We start from the raw sequence: 16,792 nt of genomic DNA on the forward strand, positions 1-16,792 counted from the left end.
CGCTGCTGGTAATAAGAAACCCGCGTTCTGGTGACAGGCGCGGGTTTATTATTGCGCGCTCGGGCCTCTTCGCGAGCAAGCCCGCTCCCACATTCGAGCGAGTTTCTTCAGTTGAAATGCGATCAAATGTGGGAGCGGGCTTGCTCGCGAAGAGGCCATCAGCCACACCACAACCCCCAGGTTAATTGCCTCACCCCCAGCCACCCGGTAAAGTGCCGCTCCCCCCGCAATGCCCGAGGCAGCCCCCATGACCCAGACCTTTGATATTGCCGTGATCGGCGCCACCGGCACCGTTGGCGAAACCCTGGTGCAGATCCTCGAAGAGCAGGACTTCCCGGTAGGCAGCCTGCACCTGTTGGCCAGCAGCGAGTCGGCCGGGCATTCGGTGCCGTTTCGTGGCAAGAACGTGCGGGTGCGGGAAGTCGATGAATTCGATTTCAGCAAAGTCCAACTGGTGTTCTTCGCCGCCGGCCCTGCGGTCACCTTGAGTTTTGCCCCGCGCGCCACCGCTGCGGGCTGCACCCTGATCGACTTGTCCGGCGCCTTGCCGGCCGATCAGGCGCCGCAGGTAGTGCCGGAAGCCAACGCACAGATCCTCGATGGCCTGAAAAAACCTTATCAGGTCAGCAGCCCAAGCCCGTCGGCCACTGCCCTGGCCGTGGTGCTGGCGCCACTGCGCGGCTTGCTGGACATTCAGCGCGTCAACGTCACCGCCAACCTCGCCGTTTCCGCCCAGGGCCGTGAGGCTGTCAGCGAACTCGCCCGGCAGACCGCCGAGTTGCTGAATGTGCGCCCGCTGGAGCCGAAGTTCTTCGACCGGCAAATGGCCTTTAACCTGCTGGCCCAGGTCGGCAAGCCTGACGCGCAAGGCCACACTGCCCTGGAAAAACGCCTGGTGCACGAATTGCGCGCCGTGCTGGAAATGCCTTTGCTAAAGATTTCCGTCACTTGCGTTCAAGCCCCGGTGTTTTTTGGCGATAGCCTGACTGTGTCACTGCAATTGGGGGCAGCGGTGGATCTCGCTGCCGTCAACCGTGCCCTGGACTCGGCACCGGGTGTCGAATTGGTGGAAGAGGGCGATTACCCCACGGCTGTGGGCGATGCGGTCGGTCAGGACGTGGTCTACGTGGGCCGGGTTCGTGCCGGTGTTGATGACCCCGCGGAACTAAATATGTGGCTGGCGTCAGATAACGTACGCAAAGGGGCGGCACTGAACGCCGTACAGCTGGCGCAGTTGTTGATAAAAGGCCTTGTGTAAAAGATACTTGGCGGCAATTTGTAGATTGATTCTAGCCAAGCGCTATGCTTGGCCCCAAGCTGGAAAAATTGCGCGTCGGTGACCTATCGGCTCGCCATGCCTAATGGCAGCGGTTACCCACCTTCTCGCCGGCCGGGGAGTGTTCAAAAAGGATGAGGCTATGGTTCAAGTTCGCAAACTGGTGTTAGCAATAGCGGCCGCCTCGGCGCTGTCCTCCGGTATGGCGCAAGCACTGCAGCTTGGGGAGATGACCCTCAAGTCGAAGCTGAACCAGCCGCTGTCGGTGGAAATCGAGTTGCTCGATGTCGGTGGCCTGACCGCCTCCGAGATCACCCCCAGCCTCGCGTCGTCCCAGGCCTTTGTGGATGCGGGCGTCGATCGCCAGGCGTTCCTGAACGACCTGACCTTTACCCCGGTGGTCAATCCCAACGGCCGCAGTGTGGTGCGTGTCACCTCCAGCAAGCCGCTGCCGGATTCCTATGTGCGTTTCCTGCTGCAGGTGCAATGGCCCAACGGCCGTCTGATGCGCGACTACAGCGTGTTGCTGGACCCGGCCAAGTTCGACCAGTCGACCCCGGCCGCTGGTGCACCTGCACCCGCGCCACGCTTGAGTGCGCCTGCGACGACGGCTCCGGCAGTCACCAAGGCCAAGGAACACACCACGACTTCCCGTGACACCTTGTGGGAAATCGCCGCGAAAAACCGCAATGGCGCCTCGGTGCAGCAGACCATGCTGGCCATTCAGGCGCTGAACCCTGACGCCTTTATCGACGGCAACATCAACCGCATGAAAACCGGCCAGGTCCTGCGCCTGCCGGATTCGGGGCAAAGCACCAGCCTGCCGCAGCCCGAGGCGATTGCTGAAGTGACGGCGCAAAACGCGGCGTGGCGCGAGGGCCGCCGTGGCGGCAATCAGCTCGCCGGCAAGGCGCAGCTGGATGCGACCAAGCGTACCCAGGCGGGTAATGCACCGTCGCAGACCAATACCAAGGACAATTTGAGCCTGGTCTCGGCCGAAGCGGCCAGGAAAGGCGGGAAGGGCGCGGCGGGCGACAGCCGGGCCTTGAACAACAAGCTGGCGGTGACCCAGGAAAGCCTGGATTCGACCCGTCGCGAGAACGAAGAACTGAAAAGCCGCATGGCTGACCTGCAAAGTCAGCTGGACAAGCTGCAGCGGCTGATCGAGCTCAAGAACAACCAGCTGGCCAAGTTGCAGACCCCGGGTGGCGCTGCGGCGCAGCCTGCTGCAACGGCGGCGATGCCGGCCGAGCTGGCTGCACAACCGGCGGCGCCGGCAACGGCAGCTCCGGCAGCAACCCCTGCGGCTGCGCCGGTCGAGACCCCGGTCAAGCCGGATGCGGCGCCTGCCAGCACTGAAGGTAAATTCAATGACCTGCTGACCAACCCGATCGTGCTGGGGGTGATCGGCGGCGCAGCGGGTTTGCTGGTGCTGTTGCTTCTGCTGCTGTGGGCCCGTCATCGCAATGCGCGGCTTGAAGAAGAAAAGCACCTGCGCATGGCACGGGCCCTGGCTGAAGAGCCGGAATTTGCGCCGAACATTGATCACGACCTGCCATCTGACAGTTTCGAAGGTCTTGATGTGCCGCCGCCGAACGTCAAGCTGGCTCCAGCTCCAGCTCCAGCTCCAGCTCCAGCTCCGGCGGCGGTGGTTGCCCCGGTGATTGCGCCGGTGGTCGCACCTGTTGCTGTGCAGCGTCCGACCGACGCCCTGGCGCAAGCCCAGTCGCATATCGACCGTGGCCACCTGAACCAGGCTGCGGAAGTGCTGGAAGATGCAATCAAGCAAGAGCCCGCCCGCAGTGACCTGCGTCTCAAGCTGATGGAAGTCCACGGCTTGCAGGGCAACAAGGACGGGTTTGTCACCCAGGAGCGCCAGTTGGTCGCCAATGGCGACAACCATGCCCAGGTCGAACAGCTGAAAAGCCGCTTCCCGGCCATGGCCGTGTTCGCAGCAGGCGTCAGCGCTGCCGTTGCCGCTGCCGCTCTCGACGCCCAATACGTCAAGGACCTGCTCAAGGACGACCCGGCACCGCCTGCACCTGAGCCTGCGCCGGACGCGTTTGACACAGACTTCGACCTCAGCCTGGACGATCTGGAGGCTGCTTCGCCAGCCGTGGTCCGCCCGACGTCGGACGACGACCTGAGCTTTGAATCGGTGCTGCAACAGCAGGCCGAGGCCAAGGCCAGCGCGGAAGACCTCTCGGATTTCGACCTGGACCTGCAACTCGATCCACCCTCGTCGACCCAGTCAGACGACGACTTCCTCTCCGGCCTTGAAGACCAGATGAAGGACCTGCCGCCGGTAGAGCCGCCGACACTGACGCCGGCCGACCTGGACGACCTCGACCTGCCGGAGGATTTCGACCTGTCCCTGGCCGACGAACCCGAGGCGCCCGCAGCGGCCAAGCCGGACGCGTTTGCGTCGGAGCTTGATGATGTCAACGCCGAGCTGGATCGCCTGTCGCAAAGCTTGGAGCATCCGCCAATCGAACCGTCCTTCACCGCCGACGACGCGGCGTTGGGTGGCGATGAGCCGGAATTCGACTTCCTCTCCGGTACCGACGAAGTGGCCACCAAGCTCGACCTGGCGCAGGCCTACATCGACATGGGCGATGCCGACGGTGCGCGGGACATTCTTGGCGAGGTGCTCAAGGAAGGCGATGACGGTCAGAAGGGCGAGGCCAAGGAAATGCTCAGCCGGCTGGCTTGATACGCGCGGTAAATACAACGGCAGCCTTCGGGCTGCCGTTTTGCCATCCAGGCACCAAACCCATGGCGTCCCAGGCGCGCGGCCTTATAATGGCCGCCTTTGCGCAACTCATCAGGCTCTCAGTTCTTGGCAAATATAGATAACGCGGCCGCCGAAATGGCGGCCGCAGGCTTTTTCAGAATCGCCCTGGGCGTGGAATACAAAGGCTCGCGCTATCGTGGCTGGCAACGCCAGGCCTCCGGTGTGCCGACGGTGCAGGAAACCCTGGAGAAGGCCCTGTCGAAAGTCGCCGACTCACCGGTGTCGCTGATGTGTGCCGGACGTACTGACGCCGGCGTGCACGCTTGCGGGCAAGTGGTGCACTTTGACACTCAGGCCGAGCGCTCGATGAAGGCATGGGTGATGGGCGCCAATATCAACTTGCCCCACGACGTCAGCGTCAGTTGGGCCAAGGTGATGCCGGCGGACTTTCACGCGCGCTTCAAGGCCATCGCCCGGCGTTATCGCTATGTGATCTACAACGATCAGATCCGCCCGGCCCATCTCAACGAAGAAATCACCTGGAACCACCGCCCGCTGGACGCCGAGCGCATGGCCGAGGCGGCCCAGCATCTTGTAGGTATCCACGATTTCAGCGCGTTCCGTGCCGGGCAGTGCCAGGCCAAGTCGCCGATCAAGGAAGTCCACCACCTGCGGGTGACGCGCCACGGCAAGATGATCGTGCTGGATATCCGCGCCGGCGCCTTCCTGCACCATATGGTGCGCAATATCGCCGGGGTGCTGATGACCATCGGTACCGGCGAACGCCCGGTGGAATGGGCCAGGGAAGTGCTGGAAAGCCGGATTCGCCGTACCGGCGGCGTCACGGCGCATCCGTTCGGCCTGTACCTGGTGGATGTGGAGTACCGCGACGAGTTCGAATTGCCCCAGCGATTCATCGGGCCACACTTCCTCACAGGTTTCAGCGAACTTGGCGGCTGACGCCCTCAAAAGCATTTGTTACCATCCGGGACTTTCCCGGACACGCCCTGAGGTTTCATCGACATGTCTGCCGTTCGCAGCAAGATTTGCGGGATTACCCGCATAGAAGACGCGTTGGCGGCGGTCGAGGCGGGGGCCGATGCCATCGGTTTCGTGTTTTATGCCAAAAGCCCGCGGGCGGTGAATGTGTTGCAGGCGCGGGCGATCATCGCCGCGTTGCCGCCGTTCGTGACCACCGTGGGGTTGTTCGTCAACGCCAGCCGCTGCGAGCTCAATGAAACCCTCGACGCCGTGCAACTGGACATGCTGCAGTTCCATGGCGATGAGAGTCCGGACGAGTGCGAGAGCTGCCAGCGCCCGTACATCAAGGCGCTGCGGGTCAAGGCCGGGGACGATATTGCTGCGGCATGCGCTGCCTATGGCGGGGCTCGCGGGATTCTTCTCGACACCTACGTCGAAGGCGTTCCCGGTGGTACGGGCGAGGCGTTTGACTGGTCGTTGATTCCCGAAGGGTTGAGCAAGCCGATTATCCTCGCGGGCGGCCTGAATCCGGACAACGTGGCCAGTGCCATCCAGCAGGTTCGGCCGTATGCCGTGGACGTCAGCGGCGGGGTAGAGCAGGGCAAGGGCATCAAGGATCACGCAAGGATTCGCGCATTCATGCAGGCCGTGCGCGACAGCAGCGGGACGATGTGACGGCTGGCAGTCTGCCGCCGTCCATAACTACCACTGTGTAAAACAGCCCGGCGCCGCCTGTGGGAGGCCCGGAAATGAAGTGGCAACTCTGCACGGCAGGTTGTCTGGAAGGCTGAGGGCACAGGCAGGAAATGGCTGGTCGAACGTCTGACCCCGTCCAGTTTGTGTCATCGCCACATATGAATTTAGCTCAAGGGCATACGCGGGGCTGTGTTCAAGCCACCGGTACTGGAGAAAGAAAGCATGAGCAACTGGTTAGTAGACAAACTGATCCCTTCGATCATGCGTTCCGAGGTGAAGAAAAGCTCGGTTCCTGAAGGTCTTTGGCACAAGTGCCCATCCTGCGACGCGGTGCTGTACCGCCCGGAGCTGGAAAAGACCCTGGACGTTTGCCCCAAGTGCAATCACCACATGCGTATCGGCGCCCGCGCCCGCATTGATATTTTCCTCGACGCCGATGGTCGCTCCGAACTGGGCGCTGACCTGGAGCCGGTTGACCGTTTGAAGTTCCGCGACGGCAAGAAGTACAAGGACCGCCTGACCGCGGCCCAGAAGCAGACCGGTGAAAAGGACGCGCTGATTTCCGTCAGCGGCAAGCTGCTGGGCATGCCGGTGGTGGTTTCGGCCTTCGAATTCTCCTTCATGGGCGGCTCGATGGGCGCCATCGTCGGTGAGCGTTTCGTACGTGCCGCCAACTACGCGCTGGAAAACCGTTGCCCGATGATCTGCTTCGCCGCCTCCGGCGGTGCGCGGATGCAGGAAGCACTGATCTCGCTGATGCAAATGGCCAAGACCTCCGCGGTACTGGCGCGTCTGCGCGAAGAAGGTATTCCGTTCATCTCCGTGCTGACCGACCCGGTCTACGGCGGTGTTTCCGCCAGCCTGGCGATGCTGGGTGACGTGATCGTCGGTGAGCCGAAGGCGCTGATCGGCTTTGCCGGCCCGCGTGTTATCGAGCAGACCGTTCGCGAAAAACTGCCGGAAGGTTTCCAGCGCAGCGAGTTCCTGCTGGAGCACGGCGCGATCGACCTGATCATTCCGCGCGGCGAACTGCGTCCGCGCCTGGGTAGCCTGCTGGCGCAAATGATGGGCCTGCCGACACCTGTGTACGTCGCGCCTAAAATCGAGCCGATTGTCGTGCCACCGGTGCCTGCAAACATATGACCCAACGTACCCTGGGCGAATGGCTCGCCTACCTTGAGCAGTTGCATCCGTCAGCCATCGACATGGGCCTGGAGCGCTCGCAACAGGTAGCGGCCCGCCTCGGGTTGGGCCGGCCGGCGCCGCGTGTGATCACGGTGACCGGCACCAACGGCAAGGGCTCTACCTGCGCCTTTGTCGCGGCCTTGCTGCAAGCCCAGGGCCTGAAGGTCGGCGTGTACAACTCGCCGCACCTGCTGCGCTACAACGAGCGGGTGCAGCTCAATGGCGTCGAAGCCACTGACGAGCAACTCTGCGAAGCCTTCGCCGCACTTGATGCCGGGCGTGGCGAGATTTCCCTGACCTATTTCGAGATGGGCACCCTGGCGGCGTTCTGGCTGTTCGAGCGTGCGCAGCTGGATGTAGTGGTGCTGGAAGTCGGTCTGGGCGGGCGTCTGGACACGGTCAACGTGGTGGATGCCGACCTGGCGCTGATTACCAGTATTGGCGTCGACCATGCGGACTACCTGGGTAACACCCGTGAGTCCGTGGCCTATGAAAAAGCCGGGATCTTCCGCCAGGGCAAGCCTGCACTGTGCGGCGACCTGGATCCGCCGCATACCTTGCTGGACAAGGTGCGCGAGCTGGATTGCCCGTTCTTCCTGCGTGGGCGTGATTTCAATCTCGAGATTGGCGACCAATTCTGGCAATGGCGCGGGCTTGACGCGCGCGGTCAAACCGTCGAGTTGCGCGACTTGCCACTGCTGAACCTGCCGATGGAAAACGCCGCGCTCGCGCTGCAAGCCTACCTGTTGCTGGATTTGCCCTGGCATGCCGAGCAGATTGCCGCTACGTTGCAGGCTACTCGCGTGGTGGGGCGCCTTGACCGGCGCACGTTCGACTGGGAGGGCAAGCGCCTGAACTTGCTGCTGGACGTGGGGCATAACCCTCACGCCGCTGAATACCTGGCCAGGCGCCTGGCACGCACGCCGCCCGCCGGTCGCCGCCTCGCGGTGTTCGGGTTGTTGTCCGACAAGGACCTGGACGGCGTGGTTGCACCCTTGTTGGGTGACGTCCAGGCCTGGGCGGTTGCACCGCTGGATACGTCCCGCAGTCGTCCTGCCATCGAGTTGCAGGTTGCCTTGCAGAACCTTGGCGCGTCCGTGACGTCCCATGCAAGCGTGACAGCCGCCCTGGAAGCCCAGTGCGCGGTTGCGACGCCTGAGGATGAGATTCTGTTGTTCGGATCATTTTATTGTGTTGCCGAGGCGCTCGAATGGTTGGCCCGGCGCTCCACGGAGGAAGCTGCACATGGCATTACTGGATAGCGCATACAAGCAGCGAATGGTTGGAGCCCTGGTCCTGGTGGCGTTGGCGGTGATTTTCCTGCCGATGCTGTTTTCCCGTCAGGATGAGCAGCGCCAAGTGACCGTTGAAGCGCCAGCTGCGCCCCAGGCGCCTGCGGTGCCTCAGGTTCAGGTTGAGCCGGTGGTGGTTCCCGAGCCGCAAGCGCTGCCGGAAGAAGAGCCGGTGCCGACCGATGACGAAGTGGCTGCACAGCAAGCGCCGTCGATGCCGGTGCAGCCGAGCGTGCCGGTGGTTAAGCCTGCGCCTGCTGCTCCTGCAGTTGCTGCGAAGCCTGCGGCGCCGGCGCCAGCGCCAAAACCTGTGGCCCCGCAACCTGCGGCACCAGGCAAGCCGGACGTGGGCCAGAGCCGTATTGACCCGAATGGCTTGCCGATCAGTTGGTCGATCCAGCTGGCCAGCCTGGCTAACCGCGAAAGTGCTGATGCGTTGCAGAAGAAGCTGCGCACCCAGGGTTACAACGCCTATATCCGCAGCGCCGATGGCAAGAACCGGGTATTCATCGGGCCGCTGATCGAGCGGGCTGAAGCCGATCGCTTGCGGGACCTGTTGGATCGCCAGCAGAACCTCAAGGGTTTTGTGGTTCGCTTCCAGCCCGAAAAAGGCTGAGGCTGCAAGGATTCAAGCTGGGATGCGGTCAATGTGGGAGCGGGCTTGCTCGCGAAGCGGTGTATCAGTCAGCAGATTTATTGGCTGCCCCACCGCCTTCGCGAGCAGGCCCGCTCCCACAAGTGTTTTGGGTGTGCCGCAACAGGCCGGTTTCCCCTATAACTCATTGATTTCAAATGCACTGCCAATCACAGCTTACCGATAGCCCAGCGCTCTGCTAAAATGCGCCGCCTTATCCGTCTGTAGGCTGAACTGTGCCATTTACCTGGGTTGATTGGGCGATCGTTGCAATCGTCGCCATCTCCGCTTTGATCAGTCTGAGCCGCGGCTTCGTCAAAGAAGCATTGTCGCTGCTGACATGGATCATCGCAGGAGTTGTAGCCTGGATGTTCGGCGGTTCATTGTCTGTCTACCTGGCCGGATACATCGAGACACCTTCGGCTCGCGTCATCGCGGGCTGCGCCATCATGTTCATCGCCACGTTGTTGGTGGGGGCAATGGTCAATTATCTTATCGGCGAATTGATACGCGTCACCGGCCTCTCCGGGACCGATCGATTTCTCGGCATGGCCTTCGGCGCCGCGCGTGGCGGCTTGCTGGTGGTCGTGGCGGTCGGGCTGTTGAGCCTGGGGCCGGTACAGCAGGATTCGTGGTGGCAGGAGTCGGTACTCGTGCCAAAATTTCTATTGGTTGCAGATTGGTCCAAAAACCTCATTTTGGGGTGGAGCAGTCAGTGGCTGGCCAGCGGGATCAGCGTACCCGCTGATCTTCCGTTCAAGGAACACCTCTTGCCGGCCAAAACGCCTCAGTAAGTTGTGTTCAGTCAAGATTCATTAAGTAGGGGTTGCGTCGCATGTGTGGCATCGTCGGTATCGTCGGTAAGTCGAACGTGAATCAGGCGCTGTATGACGCGCTAACCGTCCTCCAGCACCGCGGCCAGGATGCTGCCGGTATTGTGACCAGCCACGACGGCCGGTTATTCCTGCGCAAGGACAATGGTCTGGTGCGTGACGTGTTCCATCAGCGCCACATGCAGCGCCTGGTCGGGCACATGGGCATTGGCCACGTGCGCTACCCGACAGCGGGCAGCTCGACCTCGGCCGAAGCCCAGCCGTTCTACGTCAACTCGCCCTATGGCATCACCCTGGCGCACAACGGCAACCTGACCAACGTTGAACAACTGGCCAAGGAGATTTACGAATCTGACCTGCGCCACGTCAACACCAACTCGGACTCCGAAGTACTGCTGAACGTGTTCGCCCACGAGCTGGCCCAGCGCGGCAAGCTGCAGCCGACCGAAGAAGACGTGTTCGCTGCCGTGACTGACGTGCACAACCGCTGCGTCGGTGGCTATGCGGTAGTGGCGATGGTGACCGGCTACGGTATCGTCGGTTTCCGCGACCCCCACGGCATCCGCCCGATCGTGTTCGGCCAGCGTCATACCGACGAAGGCGTCGAGTACATGATCGCTTCCGAAAGCGTGTCCCTGGACGTGCTGGGCTTTACCCTGATTCGCGACCTGGCGCCGGGCGAAGCGGTCTACATCACGGAAGACGGCAAGCTGCACACCCGTCAGTGCGCACTGAACCCGAAACTTACCCCGTGCATCTTCGAACACGTCTACCTGGCGCGTCCGGATTCGATCATCGACGGTGTTTCGGTGTACAAGGCGCGCCTGCGCATGGGCGAGAAGCTGGCGGACAAGATCCTGCGCGAGCGCCCGGATCACGACATCGACGTGGTTATCCCGATCCCGGACACCAGCCGCACCGCTGCGCTGGAGTTGGCGAACCACCTGGGCGTGAAATTCCGCGAAGGCTTCGTCAAGAACCGTTACATCGGCCGTACCTTCATCATGCCTGGCCAGGCTGCGCGCAAGAAGTCGGTGCGCCAGAAGCTCAACGCGATCGAGCTGGAGTTCCGCGGCAAGAACGTGATGCTGGTGGATGACTCCATCGTACGCGGCACCACCTGCAAGCAGATCATCCAGATGGCCCGCGAAGCCGGTGCGAAGAACGTTTACTTCTGTTCCGCCGCGCCTGCCGTGCGTTACCCGAACGTGTACGGCATCGACATGCCGAGCGCCCACGAACTGATCGCCCACAACCGTTCGACCCAGGACGTTGCGGACCTGATCGGCGCCGACTGGCTGATCTACCAGGACCTGCCGGACCTGATCGAAGCCGTCGGTGGTGGCAAGATCAAGATCGAGGAGTTCGATTGCGCGGTGTTCGACGGCAAGTACGTCACCGGCGATGTCGACGAGGCCTACCTGAACAAGATCGAGCAGGCCCGTAACGATTCCTCGAAGATCAAGACCCAGGCGGTCAGCGCGATCATCGACCTGTACAACAACTGAGTAGACACCGGCCCTGAGGGGCCGGTTTTGTATCTTTGATAAAGCATTCGAGTTGAGGAGTAGAGCATGAGTCAGGAATGGGATGCCGGTCGCTTGGACAGCGACCTCGATGGCGTAGCTTTCGATACCCTGGCTGTGCGCGCCGGCCAGCACCGCACCCCGGAAGGTGAGCACGGTGACCCGATGTTCTTTACCTCCAGCTATGTGTTCCGCACTGCGGCCGACGCCGCTGCGCGTTTTGCCGGTGAAGTACCGGGCAACGTTTATTCGCGTTACACCAACCCGACCGTGCGCGCGTTCGAAGAGCGTATCGCCGCGCTGGAAGGCGCCGAGCAGGCTGTCGCCACTGCCACGGGCATGGCTGCGATTCTCGCGGTAGTCATGAGCCTGTGCAGCGCCGGCGACCACGTCCTGGTATCGCGCAGCGTGTTTGGTTCGACCATCAGCCTGTTCGAAAAGTACTTCAAGCGTTTTGGTATTGAAGTCGACTACGTGCCGCTGGCGGACCTGTCCGGCTGGGACGCGGCCATCAAGGCCAACACCAAATTGCTGTTCGTCGAGTCGCCGTCCAATCCGTTGGCCGAGCTGGTGGACATTGCCGCATTGTCCGAAGTGGCCCACGCCAAGGGCGCGATGCTGATCGTCGACAACTGCTTCTGCACCCCTGCATTGCAGCAGCCGCTGAAGCTGGGCGCAGACATCGTTGTGCACTCGGCCACCAAGTTCATCGACGGCCAGGGCCGTTGCATGGGGGGTGTGGTTGCCGGCCGCAGCGAGCAGATGAAGGAAGTGGTGGGCTTCTTGCGCACCGCCGGCCCGACCCTGAGTCCGTTCAACGCCTGGATCTTCCTTAAAGGCCTGGAGACCCTGAGCCTGCGGATGAAGGCCCATTGTGCCAACGCCCAGGCCCTGGCCGAGTGGCTGGAGCAGCAGGACGGCATCGAGAAAGTCCACTACGCCGGCCTCAAGAGCCACCCGCAACACGAGTTGGCCCAGCGCCAGCAACGTGGTTTCGGCGCCGTGGTGAGTTTCGAGGTCAAGGGCGGCAAAGAGGGCGCCTGGCGCTTTATCGATGCGACTCGCCTGATCTCCATCACCGCCAACCTGGGTGACAGCAAGACCACTATCACTCACCCAAGCACCACCTCTCACGGTCGCCTGGCGCCGCAGGAGCGTGAAGCTGCCGGGATTCGTGACAGCCTGATCCGCATTGCCGTGGGCCTGGAAGACGTCGCTGACCTGCAGGCCGACCTGGCCCGTGGGTTGGCTGCCCTGTGATCGAGTGGTCCATGGAGGCGGCGAGCGCCAGTAACGGGCGGGTCGCGCTGGTGACCGGCGCGGCGCGGGGCATCGGCCTGGGGATTGCCGCCTGGTTGATCAGCGAAGGCTGGCAGGTGGTATTGACGGACCTGGACCGTGAGCGCGGTTCCAAGGTGTCCAAGGTGCTCGGCGACAACGCCTGGTTTATTACCATGGACGTGGCCGATGAGCGGCAGGTTGCCCAGGGCGTGGCCGAGGTACTTGGCCAGTTCGGGCGCCTGGATGCGCTGGTGTGCAATGCCGCCGTGGCCGACCCGCGCAACATCACCCTGGAAAGTCTCGACCTGGCTTACTGGAATCGTGTACTGGCGGTGAACCTCAGTGGTCCCATGTTGCTGGCCAAGCACTGTGCGCCCTACCTGCGGGCCCACGGCGGCGCCATCGTCAACCTGGCGTCGACCCGGGCACGCCAGTCGGAACCGGACACCGAAGCCTATGCGGCGAGCAAGGGCGGTTTGCTGGCCCTGACCCACGCGTTGGCTATCAGCCTCGGGCCGGAAGTACGGGTCAATGCCGTCAGCCCGGGCTGGATCGATGCCCGTGACCCGGCTGCACGCCGTGCCGAGCCGCTGACGGATGCGGATCACGCCCAGCACCCGGCGGGCAGGGTAGGCACTGTGGAAGACGTAGCGGCGATGGTGGCGTGGTTGCTGTCGCGCAATGCCGGGTTTGTCACCGGGCAAGAGTTCGTCGTCGACGGCGGCATGAGCAAGAAGATGATTTACACCGAGTAGGGCGGGTCGCGGTCCTGAAGCCATTTTGTCTTTTTCAGAAAAACTTCAAGCAGGCTATTGACTTAGGTCCGCTACCTGCGTAAATTTCGCGGCCTCAACGAAGCAAAGGGTGATTAGCTCAGCTGGGAGAGCATCTGCCTTACAAGCAGAGGGTCGGCGGTTCGATCCCGTCATCACCCACCACTTCTTGAGAGTTTTGCCCTAGGGCAAGACGCAACGTTAAAGGTTGCACCGACGCGCAGCGGTAGTTCAGTCGGTTAGAATACCGGCCTGTCACGCCGGGGGTCGCGGGTTCGAGTCCCGTCCGCTGCGCCATATTTTCCAGGTCTGATGTTTCAGATTTGAGATTGAACAGCCAAGGTTGGTCAGTCAGATGTTTGAAGGCGGTTGAAGGTGACACTTCAGCAGTCTGAGCGATACGCAGCGGTAGTTCAGTCGGTTAGAATACCGGCCTGTCACGCCGGGGGTCGCGGGTTCGAGTCCCGTCCGCTGCGCCATATCTGTTCCAGGGCCCACTGAACGCCCTGAGACGCCAAAGCAAGCCGCCGGCTTGGTTGGATCGATAGCAAAGACCCTGGTCGAAAGACCGGGGTTTTTTGTGTCTGCAATTTGGTGCCGGCGCGACAAGTACAGGGGCCGGCAAGCCAGCCCCGTGGTCCGGGGTCAGAATCCCAGCTTGTCCCGCAACCCGTAATACCAGGCTCCCAGCGCCGCAAACGGCGTGCGCAACAGTTGTCCGCCGGGGAAGGGGTAGTGCGGCAGGCCGGCAAACGCATCAAAACGTTCTGCCTGGCCCCTCAGCGCTTCCGCCAGTACCTTGCCCGCCAAGTGGGTATACGTCACGCCATGGCCGCTACAGCCCTGGGAGTAGTAGATGTTATCCCCCAGGCGACCGACCTGCGGCAGGCGCGACAAGGTCAGCAGGAAATTGCCGGTCCAGGCGTAGTCGATCTTCACGTCCTTGAGCTGCGGGAAGGCCTTGAGCATCTTCGGCCGGATGATCGCCTCGATATTCGCCGGGTCACGCGCGCCGTACACCACGCCACCGCCGAAGATCAGGCGCTTGTCGCTCGTCAGGCGGTAGTAGTCCAGCAGGTAATTGCAGTCCTCGACGCAGTAATCCTGTGGCAGCAGCGTCTTCGCCAGTTCATCGCCCAGTGGTGCGGTGGTAATCACCTGCGTACCACACGGCATCGACTTGGCCGCCAGTTCCGGAACCAGGTTCCCCAGATAGGCGTTGCCCGCGACAATAATGAACTTGGCCCTGACCTTGCCGTGCGCCGTATGCACCACCGGATTGGCGCCGCGCTCGATGCGAGTCGCCGCCGACTGCTCATAAATGGTGCCGCCCAGGGACTCCACGGCTGCCGCTTCGCCCAGCGCCAGGTTCAGCGGGTGAATGTGCCCGCCGCTCATGTCGAGCAGGCCGCCCACATAGTTGTCACAGGCGACCACTTCTCGAATGCGCCGCTCGTCCAGCAGCTCCAGCTGGGTGTGGCCGTAGCGCTCCCACAGGCGCTTCTGCGACTCCAGGTGGCCCATGTGCTTGCTGTTCAGTGCCGCAAATACACCGCCGTCCTTCAGGTCGCACTGGATCTGATACTTGGCCACCCGCTCCCGAATGATCCTGCCGCCTTCAAATGCCATGTCGCCGAGTAATTTCGCCTGCTGGGGGCCGACACTGCGCTCGATCACATCGATATCACGGCTGTAGCTGTTGACGATCTGCCCACCATTGCGGCCCGACGCGCCAAAGCCTACCTTGGCAGCTTCCAGCACTGTCACGCGAAAGCCGTTTTCCAGCAGGAACAGCGCACTGGACAGGCCGGTATAACCGGCGCCAATCACGCACACATCGGTTTCGACTTCACCTTGCAGCTCTGGGCGAGGAGGTACCGCATTCGCAGACGCGGCGTAATACGACTGGGGGTAGGGGGTGTTCGCCATCCTGGAACCTCTGTTTTATATTTTTTACGAGTGCGCCGATCCTACCTGAGTTGAAAATCCGCTGCCAGCCACCGGAAAAATACCGTTGCGCTGGCCACAAATAAAAAATTCGCATATTCATAGGCTTAGCTGCAAAAAAGGTGTTGACACCCCTCGGGAATTCCGTAGAATGCCGCCTCACAGCAGGCACGTAGCTCAGTTGGTTAGAGCACCACCTTGACATGGTGGGGGTCGTTGGTTCGAGTCCAATCGCGCCTACCAAACAAAATCCGCTCTGCTGGGCGGTCTAGAAGGGCTCACCGAAAGGTGGGCCCTTTTTTGTTGCCTGTGTTTCGTCCTGAATGAGGTCTACACCTTCTGATCTATTTCCAGGAGGGCGTAATGGAGACAGGAAAAAGGCGTAGCCATCGAGACTACACGCTGACCTTTAAATTGTCGGTCGTCGACCAAGTCGAAACGGCGAGCTGGGCTGCAAATAGGCTCAAGAGCGCTACCGGATTCAAGGCAAAACCACCGTTCTGACGTGGTTACGCAAGCGTGGTCGGCAAGAGTGGAGCCCCGGCACATAGATTGGCTCGCCGGGGATGGGGTCTGTGCCCGACAGAAACCGACCACTAACGCCATGGCAACGCATCAAAGATGCTTGAAGAACAGTTGGCGTTTTCCAATCAGAAAGCGCAGTTTTTCGAGGCGGTCGTGTATGTCTTGAAAAACGCCTACGGTCTCTCTGTCGTAAAAAAGCGTCCCGGCAATTCCTCGCGCATAAACCAATCCAGAACCTGAGCATCAGCAGGGCTTGCCAGTGCTTGGGGATAAGCCGACAGGCTTACTGCAAACGCAATCGCACCGATGCAACTCGTCTGGTTCTGGATCAGAAAGTTGCCGACTTCGTTCAACAAAAAAGTCAGCGTCGGCCGCGTCTGGGTACCCGAAAGCTGCACCACTTGCTGCGTTGCCAGCCTCAACTTGAACTGCAAGTGGGGCGAGATCGGCTGTTTTCGATCCTGCACCGAAGGCGTTTACTGGTGGTCCGCAAGCGGGCGTAGCACAAGACGACCGACAGTCATCATCGCTTTCTGCGCCATCCGCACCTACTTAAACCGGGTCCTGATCAGGTTGTTCCAATCGGTCCGGAAAAAATCCGGGTAGCTGACATCACCTAACTGCCCGTTCAGAAAGGTGTGGCCTATCTGAGACTTGTGACGGATGCTTTTTCGCGAAAGGTCGTGGTTACCAGGTCCATGAAAGTCTGCACACCGAGTCGGTAGTGCAGGTTACGTCGAGCCGTGAATCAGGATCAAACCGCGCAGCCACTGGTTCATCACTCGGACAGAGCCGGCCAGTATCGCTTGGGAATGTACCAGGAACAGCACGCGAAACACGGCATCCGGTGTTCCATGACGGGCGGCTATGACTGACTGCTACCAAAATGCTTTGGCAGAGCGGGTCAACGGGATCTTGAGGGCGGCGCTTCTGCCTGAGCGACCACAGGATTTCATGCAGTCCGTAGAGCCAAACGTTACTCAGCGCATGCTCAACGAATTATCGCCATCACCCACGAATGGGGGAGCGTCGTGATCGCGCTGCGGGCTTGTCAGGCGTACGCCAGAGAAATCTCGAAACAAAAATATGGCTGCTTTGCTTTGATTTTG

The 16,792-nt window shown here is 61.5% G+C and carries 12 protein-coding genes, 4 tRNA genes and 1 pseudogene; 16 read left to right on the forward strand and 1 reads right to left on the reverse strand.

Annotated features, from left to right (window positions below):
• The first annotated feature begins 247 nt into the window (after positions 1-247).
• The 14 genes from HX786_RS20465 to HX786_RS20530 all read left to right on the forward strand — a co-directional run bounded on the left by HX786_RS20465 (position 248) and on the right by HX786_RS20530 (position 13,690).
• Positions 248-1,258, forward strand: coding sequence for an aspartate-semialdehyde dehydrogenase (locus tag HX786_RS20465; RefSeq protein ID WP_003212668.1), 1,011 nt, complete (start codon positions 248-250; stop codon positions 1,256-1,258).
• A 160-nt stretch (positions 1,259-1,418) separates the two neighbouring features.
• A complete protein-coding gene (locus HX786_RS20470; protein WP_178912531.1) occupies positions 1,419-3,989 on the forward strand; it encodes a FimV family protein in 2,571 nt (856 codons plus the stop codon).
• Between the two features lie 156 nt (positions 3,990-4,145).
• A complete protein-coding gene (gene truA, locus HX786_RS20475) occupies positions 4,146-4,970 on the forward strand; it encodes a tRNA pseudouridine(38-40) synthase TruA (RefSeq protein WP_003212671.1) in 825 nt (274 codons plus the stop codon).
• Between the two features lie 63 nt (positions 4,971-5,033).
• Positions 5,034-5,666 carry a phosphoribosylanthranilate isomerase gene (locus tag HX786_RS20480; protein WP_178902976.1) on the forward strand — a complete coding sequence of 211 codons (633 nt, stop codon included), beginning with the start codon at positions 5,034-5,036 and terminating at the stop codon, positions 5,664-5,666.
• A gap of 243 nt (positions 5,667-5,909) precedes the next feature.
• Positions 5,910-6,830, forward strand: coding sequence for an acetyl-CoA carboxylase, carboxyltransferase subunit beta (accD, locus tag HX786_RS20485; RefSeq protein WP_003212675.1), 921 nt, complete (start codon positions 5,910-5,912; stop codon positions 6,828-6,830).
• Positions 6,827-8,134, forward strand: coding sequence for a bifunctional tetrahydrofolate synthase/dihydrofolate synthase (folC, locus tag HX786_RS20490; protein WP_008438745.1), 1,308 nt, complete (start codon positions 6,827-6,829; stop codon positions 8,132-8,134). Before accD ends, folC begins: the two co-directional genes overlap by 4 nt.
• Positions 8,118-8,780 (forward strand): SPOR domain-containing protein, encoded by a 663-nt coding sequence (locus tag HX786_RS20495; protein ID WP_087693954.1) that lies wholly within the window; start codon positions 8,118-8,120, stop codon positions 8,778-8,780. Before folC ends, HX786_RS20495 begins: the two co-directional genes overlap by 17 nt.
• A 254-nt stretch (positions 8,781-9,034) precedes the next feature.
• Positions 9,035-9,592, forward strand: coding sequence for a CvpA family protein (locus HX786_RS20500; protein ID WP_003212681.1), 558 nt, complete (start codon positions 9,035-9,037; stop codon positions 9,590-9,592).
• A gap of 41 nt (positions 9,593-9,633) precedes the next feature.
• A complete protein-coding gene (gene purF / locus HX786_RS20505) occupies positions 9,634-11,139 on the forward strand; it encodes an amidophosphoribosyltransferase (RefSeq protein WP_003212683.1) in 1,506 nt (501 codons plus the stop codon).
• Between the two features lie 66 nt (positions 11,140-11,205).
• A complete protein-coding gene (locus HX786_RS20510) occupies positions 11,206-12,417 on the forward strand; it encodes an O-succinylhomoserine sulfhydrylase (protein ID WP_008438742.1) in 1,212 nt (403 codons plus the stop codon).
• A gap of 11 nt (positions 12,418-12,428) precedes the next feature.
• Positions 12,429-13,193, forward strand: a complete 765-nt coding sequence (locus HX786_RS20515) for an SDR family oxidoreductase (protein WP_003212687.1) — start codon at positions 12,429-12,431, stop codon at positions 13,191-13,193.
• Between the two features lie 107 nt (positions 13,194-13,300).
• A tRNA-Val gene (locus HX786_RS20520) sits at positions 13,301-13,376 on the forward strand.
• Positions 13,377-13,431: 55 nt separating this feature from the next.
• Positions 13,432-13,508 (forward strand) — tRNA-Asp (locus HX786_RS20525).
• A 105-nt stretch (positions 13,509-13,613) separates the two neighbouring features.
• Positions 13,614-13,690, forward strand: a tRNA-Asp gene (locus HX786_RS20530).
• A 166-nt stretch (positions 13,691-13,856) separates the two neighbouring features.
• Here HX786_RS20530 and HX786_RS20535 read toward each other — a convergent pair.
• A complete protein-coding gene (locus HX786_RS20535) occupies positions 13,857-15,140 on the reverse strand; it encodes an FAD-binding oxidoreductase (protein ID WP_003212689.1) in 1,284 nt (427 codons plus the stop codon).
• Between the two features lie 184 nt (positions 15,141-15,324).
• Between HX786_RS20535 and HX786_RS20540 the strand changes: the two genes are divergently transcribed.
• Both HX786_RS20540 and HX786_RS31960 read left to right on the forward strand, forming a co-directional pair.
• A tRNA-Val gene (locus HX786_RS20540) sits at positions 15,325-15,401 on the forward strand.
• Positions 15,402-15,521: 120 nt separating this feature from the next.
• Positions 15,522-16,646 (forward strand): annotated as a pseudogene (locus HX786_RS31960) (IS3 family transposase); the annotation flags it as partial.
• Between the last annotated feature and the right edge of the window lie 146 nt (positions 16,647-16,792).

The sequence above is a fragment of the Pseudomonas sp. 21615526 genome (genome assembly GCF_013386245.1).
Taxonomy (GTDB): Bacteria; Pseudomonadota; Gammaproteobacteria; order Pseudomonadales; family Pseudomonadaceae; genus Aquipseudomonas.